General features: G+C 68.5%; 2 protein-coding genes. Both read right to left on the bottom strand.

Features of this window, described 5'->3' with window-relative positions:
• Positions 1–860, bottom strand: an 860-nt coding sequence (locus ACWEQG_RS39030; protein WP_452292693.1) for a cellulose binding domain-containing protein, incomplete at its 3' end; no start/stop codon positions are given.
• Positions 861–886: 26 nt separating this feature from the next.
• Positions 887–1,384: cellulose binding domain-containing protein (locus tag ACWEQG_RS39025; protein WP_452292691.1), on the bottom strand; the 498-nt coding region annotated here is incomplete at its 5' end.

The raw sequence follows: 1,384 nt of genomic DNA, 5'->3' as shown, positions 1-1,384 counted from the left end.
TAGGTCTTGCTGAAGTCGATGCAACCGCCCCAGTAGAAGGTCTTGTTGCTCTTGCGGTAGTTCAGGAACGAGGCCCAGATGCCGTTGACGTAGGCGCGGCCGCCGCTCATGTCGTACTTGGAGCCGAAGTCCAGCTTGGGCACCGAGTGCCCGGCGTACTCCCAGTTGACCAGGTCATAAGAGCGCAGCACCGGCGCACCGGGCGAGTAATGCATCGTGGAGGCCGAGTAGTAATAGGTGTCGTCGACCCGGAAGATGTCGATGTCGGCCAGGTCCTGCCACAACACCGGATTGGAGTACGTCGACGACGGCGGCCACGGCCCACCCGACGGACTCGCCGACGGCGACGGCGAAGGGGAAACCGAGGGACTGGCGCTGGGGCTCACGCTGGGGCTCGCGCTGGGACTGGCACTCGGGCTGGCACTGGGACTCGCCGAGGGGCTGGTGACGGTGCCGCTGCAGGTGGTGCCGTTCAGCGCGAAGCTCGCCGGCACGGGGTTGGACGAGGTCCAGGAGCCGTTGAAGCCGAACGACGCGCTGCCGCCGGTCGGGATGCCGCCGTTGTAGGAGGCGTTGGTCACCGTGACCTGGGCGCCGGACTGCGTGTAGCTGCCGTTCCACAACTGGCTGATCGTCTGGCCGGCGGGGAACGACCAGGTCAGACGCCAGCCGTCGACCGGGTCGCCCAGGTTGACCACGTCGACGTTGGCGCCGAAGCCGCCCTGCCATTGGTTGGTCACCGTGTAGGTGACCCGGCAGCCCGCGGCGGCCCGGGCGGAGCCGGCGGTCGCGACTCCGAGGACGCTCAGCGCCGCGGCCACTCCGGCCGCGAGCCAGCGCCGATGTCTGATGAAGCGCACGGAGATCTCCAGGGGATAGGGAGGCGTCAGGAGATGGTGCAGGTGTTTCCGTTGAGCGTGAACGCGGTGGGCTTCGCGGCGTTGCCGGTGTGGGTGGCCTGGAAGCCGATCTCGGTGGAGGCTCCGGGCGCCAGCGAGCCGTTGTAGCTCACGTTCTTCGCCGTGACCTGTCCGCTGGTGGGCGAGTAGGTGGCGTTCCACCCGCCGGTGATGGTCTGCCCGCTCGGGAGGGTGAAGGCGAGCGACCAGCCGTTGACGGCCGAGGAACCGGTGTTGGTGACCGTGATGTTCTCGGTCAGCCCGTTGTTCCAGGCGTTCACGGTGGCGCTGACCCGGCAGGCGCCCGATCCGCCGCCGGGGGACGGCGAGCTGCTCGGCGAACTGCTCGGGGAACTGCTAGGCGAGCTGCTCGGTGAGCTGCTGGGAGAGGGGGACGGGCTGGGGGACGACGGTGTGCTGCCGTCGAGGCCGAGGAAGGAGATGGCGTAGGCGATCTGGCCGTTCATCGGCAGCTGGTGGCCGAC

This window comes from Microbispora sp. NPDC004025 (assembly GCF_053604425.1).
The sequence above is the reverse complement of the archived record's forward strand: the minus strand, read 5'-3'. Positions and strand labels throughout refer to the sequence as shown.